Source organism: Mesobacillus sp., from assembly GCF_047739415.1.
GTDB lineage: Bacteria > Bacillota > Bacilli > Bacillales > Cytobacillaceae > Mesobacillus.
On sequence record NZ_JBIQOE010000267.1, the window covers coordinates 1 to 7,185 of the forward strand.

6 protein-coding genes are annotated in these 7,185 nt (G+C 42.0%); all 6 read left to right on the plus strand.

The features are described 5' to 3' along the window. Positions 1–205: 205 nt before the first annotated feature. On the plus strand, positions 206–1,624 hold the full coding sequence (locus ACH0QE_RS20720) for a PTS mannitol transporter subunit IICB (RefSeq protein ID WP_415802360.1): 1,419 nt from the start codon (positions 206–208) through the stop codon (positions 1,622–1,624). A 192-nt stretch (positions 1,625–1,816) separates the two neighbouring features. Further along, a complete protein-coding gene (locus ACH0QE_RS20725) occupies positions 1,817–3,937 on the plus strand; it encodes a BglG family transcription antiterminator (RefSeq protein ID WP_415802361.1) in 2,121 nt (706 codons plus the stop codon). A gap of 2 nt (positions 3,938–3,939) precedes the next feature. After that, positions 3,940–4,374, plus strand: a complete 435-nt coding sequence (locus ACH0QE_RS20730) for a PTS sugar transporter subunit IIA (protein ID WP_415802362.1) — start codon at positions 3,940–3,942, stop codon at positions 4,372–4,374. A gap of 1 nt (position 4,375) precedes the next feature. Next, the gene (locus ACH0QE_RS20735; RefSeq protein WP_415802363.1) at positions 4,376–5,533 is read left to right on the plus strand and encodes a mannitol-1-phosphate 5-dehydrogenase; all 1,158 of its coding nucleotides are present in this window, start codon (positions 4,376–4,378) and stop codon (positions 5,531–5,533) included. Positions 5,534–6,151: 618 nt separating this feature from the next. Continuing rightward, entirely contained in the window at positions 6,152–6,763 is a 612-nt protein-coding gene (locus ACH0QE_RS20740) for a hypothetical protein (protein ID WP_415802364.1), read from the plus strand. Positions 6,764–6,956: 193 nt separating this feature from the next. Beyond that, a partial coding sequence (locus tag ACH0QE_RS20745) for a hypothetical protein (protein WP_415802366.1) occupies positions 6,957–7,185 on the plus strand: 229 nt, incomplete at its 3' end.

The following is a 7,185-nucleotide window of genomic DNA, read 5'->3' on the forward strand; positions in this document are numbered from 1 at the left end:
GACAAGAGGTTGAGGGGGTAAAGCGGGGAGGGGAAAACTTTATTACAAAGAGACAGCCATTCTAAGAATAGGGCTTTTTGGTCCCTTTTTAATTTTGTCAACAATCCTTTTGCCAAAATGCAGTTTTCATTAAATTGAAACAGCTTTGTAAACGCTTTAATATGAAACTAGAAAGTTAATTCTTCTATTTGGAGGGGAAATCTAGATGAACGAATCTGTTAACAATAAACAAGATGTCAAAGTGAGGATACAAAGATTCGGAAGTTATTTAAGCGGTATGGTTATGCCAAATATCGGCGCCTTTATTGCATGGGGCTTGATTACGGCATTATTCATCCCGACTGGCTGGCTTCCAAATGAAGATCTGGCAAAGCTTGTTGGCCCAATGATCACATTCCTGCTGCCATTATTGATTGGTTTTACTGGCGGTAAAATGATTTACGATGTCCGAGGTGGGGTAGTCGGTGCGACTGCAACAATGGGTGTCATCGTTGGTACTGATATTCCAATGTTCCTTGGCGCAATGATCATGGGACCTATTGGCGGATGGGTAATCAAGAAGTTTGACCAGGCCATCCATGGAAAAGTAAAATCTGGTTTTGAAATGCTCGTCAATAATTTCTCAGCTGGTATTCTTGGCGGCCTTTTAACTTTATTGGCATATAAGGGAATCGGTCCGGTTGTACAAGGAATTAGCAATGTGCTTGCAAGTGGAGTTGAAGCCATTATCAATGCAAAGATGCTGCCACTGGCTAACATCTTTATCGAGCCAGCAAAAGTATTATTCCTGAACAACGCAATCAATCATGGTATTTTAAGTCCATTGGCAATCGACCAGGCGGCAGACGCTGGAAAATCAATTCTATTCCTGCTTGAAACAAACCCAGGACCTGGTTTGGGAATCCTGCTTGCTTTCTGGTTATTTGGAAAAGGAACTGCAAAGCAAACGGCACCGGGTGCAGTCATCATCCACTTCCTTGGTGGTATCCATGAGATTTACTTCCCGTATATCCTGATGAAGCCTATGCTGATTCTTGCAGCGATTGCTGGCGGAGTGAGCGGAGTGTTCACATTCACCCTTCTTGATGCAGGTCTTGTAGCAGCTCCATCACCAGGAAGTATCTTCGCGCTGCTTGCGATGACACCAAAAGGCGGTTACTTCGCAACTCTTGCGGGTGTAATTGTAGCCACAGCAGTTTCATTCGCGGTTGCATCATTAATCTTGAAAACAAGTAAGGCAACAGAGGAAGACTTGACTACAGCTGCAGCTAAAATGGAAGAAATGAAGGGCAAGAAGAGCTCTGTTTCATCCGCATTAACTAGCCAGTCAGCTGAAGTAAAAGCTGTTGATGTCAACAAAATCGTGTTTGCCTGTGATGCAGGTATGGGTTCGAGTGCGATGGGTGCTGGTATCCTAAGAAATAAAGTCCAAAAAGCAGGTCTGGATCAGACGGTCATCAATACTGCGATCAATAATCTTCCAGAAGACGCAGATGTTGTTATTACACATAAAGATTTGACAGATCGTGCGAAAGCAAAGCTTCCAAATGCTACTCACATCTCGGTCGACAACTTCTTGAACAGTCCTAAATATGATGAATTAATCAATTCACTGAAGAAATAAGTTAAGTGCCCAGCCAGTTTTGGCTGGGCTTTTACTTATTAAATCTTGTCAACAACTCAATTGACTAATTCTTGTTTATCATTTGTTGTATAAGGGGATATTACATTTTAAAATAGAATTGTCAGGATGAAATTTCAATTTTGTCAACAACCTAAGAGGGGTTGGATTTCATCAGACTGGGGGGTGACCTTAATGTATATTTCAGCGAGAGAAAGGCAGCTTTTAGAAATCTTGCTGACTGAAAAGGAAGAAATGACAGTTAAAGATCTCGCAGACAAGATTGGTGTAAGCGGAAGGACAGTTCATCGGGACTTGAAGAATATTGAAGATATCCTGATGGAATATGAGCTTACCCTGCTAAAAAAATCAGGAGTCGGCGTCCAGATCTCTGGTGACCCAGAGAAAATACACCAATTGGAGCTTTTTCTGTTTAATCTTTTTCATACAGAATACACTCCTGACGAACGGCAGACGATCATCCTATGTGAACTGCTGGAAACAAAAGGCCCAGTAAAGCTGCTTGGATTGGCCAATGATCTAAACGTCACAATTGCAACTGTCAGCGCAGATTTATCAAAATTAGAAGACAAGCTGGAATCCTTTGGTTTGAGCCTGATCAGAAAAAGAGGGTATGGAGTCGAGCTTGAGGGAGATGAAGCTGCCAAAAGACGGGCTATGAGAAACCTGATTTCAGCTCATCTGGATGAATCCGAAATCCTTTCCCTGGCAAGAGAGAGCATCCAAAAGCGGTCAACTCAGCAAATGAACACAATTTCTGAAAGGCTTTTGGGACTGGTGGAAAAGCAGAAGCTGCTGATTGTTGAAAAAGTAGTGGATTCCATCATACAGGAACTGCCTTTTGCAATGGCGGACAGTGCTTATATTGGACTGGTTGTCCATCTTGCCCTGGCAATCGAAAGAATCCAGAAAGGTGAAGGAATTGCTATTAATCCATCCTATATGGAGGATCAGCAGTCCTCAAAGGAATATAAATTCGCTGCAAAAATCGTTGCTCAACTGGAGCGGGTTTTTAATATTGAAATCCCTGAAGCCGAAGTGGCCTATATCACCATGCACCTTAAAGGCGCGAAACTGAGGCATGACAATGAGTATTTAATGGAAGAATCAAGCCTGCAGGTTGCACTAAAGGCAAAGCAGCTGATTGATTATGTTGAAAAAAAGGTAGGAACAGAACTATCGTCGAACCGTTCCTTATTTGAAGGTCTTGTCATGCATTTGAAGCCAGCGATGTATCGGATCAAACAGGGGATGGGCATCAGTAACCCTTTAACAGACAAGGTTAAAAAGGATTATCCGGAGCTGTTTTCCATTGTTGAACAGGCAGCAGAGGAAGTTTTTCCTGAACATCATGTTCCTGATGAGGAAGTTGGCTATCTTGTCATGCATTTTGGTGCAGCAGTCCTCGGGCGCAGGGAGCTTGCTGACTTTAAAACACTGGTCATCTGTTCGAGCGGCATCGGCACATCTAAAATGCTTGTTACCAGACTGCAAAAAGAGTTTCCGGAGCTGAAGAATGTCCAGAATGTATCTGTCATGGAATTCAAAAAGTTAAAGGAATCTGATTACCAGCTCGTCATTTCGACGATTCCAATCCCTGAATCCAACGACTACATCATCGTCAGTCCAATGCTGAACAAAGATGAAATTGAAAAGATTCGTTCATTCATCAATAAATATAAAATCATCAACAATTCCGATCGTAGTCTTCCATTTTCAAGCCAAGACTCCGTGAAAACAAAAAACGCGGATAATTTCATAGAGGAATTGCAAACTGTTCAAAAATACAGTGAAACGATAGCCAAACTTCTTATGGGTTTTGAATTGGTTAAAATAAGGGAACGGAAAACTATTGACGAAATCTTATATCTGGCTGTTCAACAGCTATCTCAAAAACAGGCTGTAGAGAATATCGATTTTGTGGTAGATGCGTTAAAAAGAAGGGAACAATTAGGAGGATTGGGTGTTCCAGGTACTGCCATGGCACTTTTCCATGCCCGTTCCCCTGGCGTCATTCACTCGAGCTTTACCATTCATTCTCTGGAGTATCCAATCATCACAGCAGGCATGGATGGTTCCCCTATGGAAGTCAAGTTCCTGCTCTTAATGCTTTCACCTGAGGAACCGGATGAAAAAACGCTTGAGGTACTTAGCCATTTAAGTTCATTGCTGATTGAAAGCGAAGAAAGTACAGCTATTTTTGAAACAAATCATGAAAATCAAATTGCATCCTATTTATCAACAAGGTTCAAGCAATTTTTTACCGAAAAAATAGAACATCTAAGGAGTGTATGAATATGTCATCAATCTTAACGAAGGAAAATATCGTATTAAATAAGTCGCTAAACACAAAGGAAGAAGCAATCAAGCTGACTGGCAGCGTGCTGGTCGAAAGAGGATATGTTGAACCTAGCTATATCGAAAAAATGCTTGAGCGAGAAGAATTGACATCCACTTATATGGGGAATTTCGTAGCGATTCCGCATGGCACGGAGGATTCCAAGCAATTTGTAAAAGAATCCGGCATTTCGTTTATACAGGTGCCAGAGGGTGTCGATTTCGGAGGAGGAAACATTGTTAAGCTTCTAATCGGCATTGCTGGCAAAAACGACGAGCACCTAAGCATTTTATCCAATATTGCGATCGTTTGCTCAGAAGAAGAAAATATTGAAAAGCTCATTTCAGCAAAATCACCAGAAGAAATTTTAGAGATTTTTGAAGGAGTAAACTAATATGCTAGCCGTACACTTTGGAGCAGGAAATATTGGGCGCGGTTTTATCGGGAACCTATTATATCACTCAGGCTACGAAACGGTTTTTGTAGACGTTAATGCTGAAATTGTTAATTTGCTCAATGAAAAGAATGAATATAAAGTGGTTCTGGCAGAGCCTGGCCAGCAAGAAGATGTAATTAAAAATGTCAGAGCTATTAACAGCGCGGAGAATCCAGATCAAGTGATCCAGGCAATTGCAGAGGCTGATTTGGTGACAACTGCGATTGGTCCGAATATTCTTCCTTTTATCGCGGGATTGGTGGCAGAGGGCCTGCGTAAAAGAGCTGCACAGTCAGACAGGCCGCTGAACATCATCGCATGTGAGAATATGATTGGCGGAAGCACTCTTTTAAAAGAAAAGGTGTTTGAAAAGTTAACCGAAGCAGAAATTGCTCAATTTGACGACCGGTTCGGATTCCCGGATTCAGCTGTAGACCGGATTGTACCGAATCAGACGAATGAAGACAAACTGATGGTGAAGGTAGAACCATTCTATGAATGGGTAGTAGAAGAAACAAAGCTTGTCGGCGAAAAACCGGGAATCAAGGGAATCACGTATGTTCAGGATTTGGTCCCTTATATTGAACGGAAATTGTTCACAGTTAATACGGGCCATGCATTGGCAGCCTATTTTGGATATTACTTCGGGGAAGAAACCATCAATCAAGCAATGGAAAACCCGCAAATCCGTGAGCTTGTTGAAGGTGCGCTGAATGAAAGCGGCGAGTTCCTGGTCAAGAAGTACGGATTCAATGCAGAAGATCACGATAAATATATACAAAAGATTCTTCAGCGCTTCTCCAATTCGCATATCGTCGATGAAGTGACAAGGGTCGGCCGTTCCCCAATCAGGAAGCTCGGTCCTAATGACCGCCTTGTAAGCCCGGCAAGACAGTATTCCGAAGTAGTAGGAAAAGAACCTGTCAACCTTCTAAAAGGAGTAGCCGCAGCGTTCTTATACGATTTCCAGGGTGACGAGGAAGCAGTCAAAATCCAGAGCACAATCGAGGAAAATGGGATTGAAAAAGCCATCGAAACCTTTACCCAAATTGCCCCGGAATCACCACTTTTCAACACGATTATCAAACAGTATAAACAGTTGAAGGAAAATAAATAAACACGGTAAACACGGGGACGGTTCTTCTGGTTCATGAATGGTGTAAAAGCCAATACATGAAACATGAGAACCGTCCTATTTTTCCGTGGACATGGCATCAGGTAGACAAAGGTATGGTTCTTGTATCTCGCAAAAAAATATGTAAATGTTAGAGGCGGTAGAACGGATGATCTCGAATCTAAGGGGATTAAAGCTGCTTAGCGTGATTCAGTATAAACAGGATCTCTTGAAGCGGAATGAGGATTAAAAGCAATTAATCTTTATCATAAACGGGTGATGAGAAGAGCATGGGGACGTACCTATACTGTATCCTGTGTAGTAGACACATTAAAAAAAGTCTGCTGCACAGGATCTTTTTATGTACAATAGATTAAAAATAGTGCGGGAGAGAGTATGAGTAAAAAATTATTCTCGAAAGGAGCAAGGGGACGTACCTTTTGCTCCCTTTTCATGATCAATTTTGGAAGCAAAAGGTCCGTCCCTCTGCTTTGAGACAGCAGACCGACAATCGCCAGCTATAATCTCCGGTATATCTTGCTCTTTCCATGAATTTGCGAGTGGTCTTAAATTAATTAGGTCACTCTATTAAGAGAGATGAACGAAATGGAGGAGTAAAATGTGAAGCGGGTTTTCAAGGCTGGATTGGGTATGGCGGTTTTGTTTGCTTTGATTGTTTGTTGTGGGATTTTCTTATTTTCTCAGGGAGCTCTAGCCAATACCAATAGGGTGGCTATTCAAGATCAGCAACTTAAGAATGTATCTTATATCAAATCGGAAACGAAGCCTGACCCTGAATTGGAAAGAGCGTTCAGTAAAGAATTTGGGATTAAACGAGGAGAGGACAGGGTGCGGTATTTTTATAATCGCATTGACTTGAACGGGGATGAAGTTCCTGAGACATTTGTCTATCTGATAGGTCCTTTTGTGTGTGGAACAGGAGGATGCAGCGGCCTTGTTTTAGAACGTGTCAATGGCGGATATGAAGTCATATCCCGCTTCAGTTTAGTCAGAACGCCTGTCATTATCAGTGAAGTGAAAACCAATGGCTGGAAAAACATCATTATGTATGTAACAGGAGGGGGAATTGAACCAAGTTACCGCGTATTAAAGTTTGATGGGGAAACATACCCTTTGAACCCATCGATTCAACCTGAAGTGGAAAGCGAAAACATAAAAGGAATTGGAATCATTAGTGATGATATTACGGAAAACACAGGGATAAAATTTTAGCGGAACAAGGGGATGTCTCTCGTTTCAAGCGTCTTGGGAGCAAGGGGACGTACCTTTTGCTCCCTTTTCGTGATTAATTTTGGAAGCAAAAGGTCCGTCCCGTTGTCTTTTTTATTTGGAAAATTTAATTGTAATTGTTAGATATTGGTTTAAAATTATGATTAGTAAATCATATATAAGGTGAGGTTGGGTCATGGGTTTCCAAAGATGGCTTCGTATTTTACTGCCTGAGCTTCAATTGGTTGATTATGTGCAGGCTAAGGGATTCAGGGGCAAGAAACAGCGGTTGGGTGGACAGGCGCAGGCGATGATTCATCCTGGTCCATTGAGGACGGAATCGGTAGGTGACAGTCCGCAGCATGTTCCACATTCTGTTGGCGGTGTCGGGGAAGTAGTCAAGGATGCGAAGTATGGTATGAAAC